Source organism: Pseudomonas sp. AGC41 (genome assembly GCF_057334555.1).
This window is the reverse complement of sequence record NZ_JBHFJB010000039.1, coordinates 43,064-45,204: the sequence shown is the minus strand read 5'-3', so window position 1 is coordinate 45,204 and position 2,141 is coordinate 43,064. Positions and strand designations below refer to the sequence as shown.

The 2,141-nt window shown below is 62.2% G+C and carries 2 protein-coding genes; one reads left to right on the top strand and one right to left on the bottom strand.

Annotation, left to right across the window (positions count from 1 at the left end; all coding sequences use genetic code 11):
- Positions 1 to 365, bottom strand: a 365-nt coding sequence (locus ACE04F_RS07195) for a hypothetical protein (protein ID WP_486105593.1), incomplete at its 3' end; no start/stop codon positions are given.
- Between ACE04F_RS07195 and leuA the strand changes: the two genes are divergently transcribed.
- Positions 352 to 2,031, top strand: coding sequence for a 2-isopropylmalate synthase (gene leuA, locus ACE04F_RS07190; protein ID WP_305499003.1), 1,680 nt, complete (start codon positions 352 to 354; stop codon positions 2,029 to 2,031). The genes ACE04F_RS07195 and leuA overlap by 14 nt on opposite strands.
- Positions 2,032 to 2,141: the final 110 nt, after the last annotated feature.

The window sequence follows — 2,141 nt, the reverse complement described above, 5'->3', positions numbered from 1 at the left end:
CGCGAAGACATAAGTCGTATCGCCCCCACCTCAGAAATTGCCAAGCTCAAAACATCAACGCAATTGCCATAATGTTTAATCGAGAAACCAGCGATTAAATCTCGCAAACCCACCCAAAAACAGAACTTCTCCCAATTTTTCCCGACTGCTTGCAACCCCCCGGCCACGCGGTTAGGGTTGAGGGCATGAAAACCTCTCACACCCTCATCCAGCTTCGCCAGCACCGCAGCCTGTGCCTCGTCAGCGCACGACTGCCGGGCTGAATCGCGGCACCTCATCCAGGCGTGAAGCCAACCCGTTCGAACCACCGGCAGGCCGCCTTTTTCCGGCCACGACAATAAGGATTTCCCCATGAGCATGCTCAAAGACCCGTCTTCGAAGTACCGCGCCTTCCCGACGATCAACCTGCCGGACCGCACCTGGCCGTCGAAGACCATCACCGCCGCGCCGATCTGGTGCAGCTCCGACCTGCGCGATGGCAACCAGTCGCTGATCGAGCCGATGGATGCGGCCAAGAAGCTGCGCTTCTGGAAAACCCTCGTTGCAGTGGGGGTGAAGGAAATCGAAGCGTCGTTCCCGGCGGCCTCGCAGACTGACTTCGACTTTGTGCGCACCCTCATCGAAGAAGGCCACATCCCGGACGACACCACCATCCAGGTGCTGACCCAGGCCCGCGAAGACCTGATCGCTCGCACCTTCGAGTCCCTGCGTGGCGCGAAAAAAGCTATCGTCCACCTGTATAACGCCACCTGCCCATCGTTCCGCCGCATCGTGTTCAACCAGGACAAGGAAGGCGTGAAGGAAATCGCCGTGAACGCGGCCAAGCTGTTCGTCAAATACGCCGCGCAGCAGCCGGAAACCCAGTGGCAGTTCGAGTACTCGCCAGAAACCTTCAGCGCGACCGAGCTGGAGTTCGCCAAGGAAGTCTGCGACGCGGTGATCGAAGTGTGGAACCCGACGCCTGAACGCAAGGTGATCCTCAACCTGCCGGCCACCGTCGAAGTCGCCACGCCGAACATCTACGCCGACCAGATCGAGTGGTTCCACCGCAACATCACCCGGCGTGACAGCGTGCTCATCAGCCTGCACACCCACAACGACCGTGGCACCGGCGTCGCCGCCACCGAGCTGGGGCTGATGGCCGGCGCCGACCGTGTCGAAGGCTGCCTGTTCGGCAACGGCGAGCGCACCGGCAACGTCGACCTGGTGACCGTGGCGCTGAACCTCTACACCCAGGGTATCGACCCTGAGCTGGACTTCTCCGACATCGACGGCGTGCGCAAAGTCGTCGAGGAATGCAACCAGATCCCGGTCCACCCGCGTCACCCGTATGTCGGCGACCTGGTCCACACCGCGTTCTCCGGCTCGCACCAGGACGCAATCCGCAAGGGCTTCGCCCAGCAGAAACCCGACACCCTGTGGGAAGTACCGTACCTGCCGATCGACCCGGCCGACATCGGCCGCAGCTACGAGGCGGTGATCCGCGTGAACAGCCAGTCGGGCAAGGGCGGCATCGCCTACCTCCTGGAACAGGAATACGGCATCAGCCTGCCGCGGCGCATGCAGATCGAGTTCAGCCAGGTGGTGCAGCGTGAAACCGATCGCCTGGGCCTTGAGATGACCGCTCAGCAAATCCATGCCCTGCTCCAACGCGAATACCTGCAAGCCAACACTCCGTACGCGCTGGTCAGCCATCGCCTGCAGGAAGAAAACGGCAACAGCGCCGTGGAAGTGGAAGTGGCGAGCAAGGGCCAGGGCGAGACCAACCTGCACTGGCGCGGCAGAGGCAACGGCGCGCTGGAAGCGCTGGTGGCCGGGCTGCCGATTCCGGTGGAAATCATGGACTACAACGAACACGCCATCGGCGCCGGCACCAACGCCAAGGCGGCGGCGTACATCGAACTGCGCGTCAACGGCGAACGTGCGGTGCACGGCGTGGGCATCGATGAAAACATCACCACGGCGAGCTTCAAGGCGCTGTTCAGCGCGCTGAACCGTTCGCTGAGCCAGCCGGAAGCCAAGGCTGCTTGATCGACCGCTGAAAAACAAAAGGCCCCGGGGTGTGAACCTCGGGGCCTTTTGTTTGGCTTGGTTTTGGGTCGGCTGTTCCGGCCTCTTCGCGAGCAGGCTCGCTCCCACAG

Coding starts and splice junctions, on each gene's coding strand:
- leuA (WP_305499003.1), top strand. CDS start 352: ATGAGCATGCTCAAAGACCCGTCTTCGAAGTACCGCGCCTTCCCGACG.